The sequence below is a fragment of the Burkholderia metallica genome (assembly GCF_902832845.1).
GTDB lineage: Bacteria > Pseudomonadota > Gammaproteobacteria > Burkholderiales > Burkholderiaceae > Burkholderia > Burkholderia metallica.
Map to the genome: position 1 here is coordinate 1 of NZ_CADFDB010000031.1, position 432 is coordinate 432.

Annotated in this window: 1 protein-coding gene; it reads left to right on the forward strand. The window is 66.9% G+C overall.

Features of this window, described 5'->3' with window-relative positions; all coding sequences use genetic code 11:
- A partial coding sequence (locus HWX08_RS34170) for a TolC family protein (protein ID WP_175807161.1) occupies positions 1-432 on the forward strand: 432 nt, incomplete at both ends.

Sequence of the window (432 nt, forward strand, 5' to 3'; positions counted from 1 at the left end):
TTCGAGGGCGGCTCGAACATCGCGAACCTCGATCTTGCACACGTGCAGAAGCGCATCGAGATCGCGAACTACGAGAAGGCGATCCAGTCGGCATTCCGCGAAGTGTCGGACGGTCTGGCCGCACGCGGGACGTACGACCAGCAGATCGCGGCGCTCGAGCGCAACGAGCACGCGCAACAGAGGCGCTTCGACCTGTCGGACCTGCGTTACAAGAACGGTGTCGACAGTTACCTGTCGGTGCTGACCGCGCAGACGGATCTGTATTCGGCGCAGCAGTCGCTGATCAGCGCGCGTCTCGCACGCTGGACGAACCTGGTCGATCTGTACCGCGCACTGGGCGGCGGGTGGATCGAGCGGGCCGGCGAAGCGCCGCGCGCGCCGGATGCGCCGGTCGACTACGACAAGGCGGCCGCACCGGCGCCTGCGTCGGCA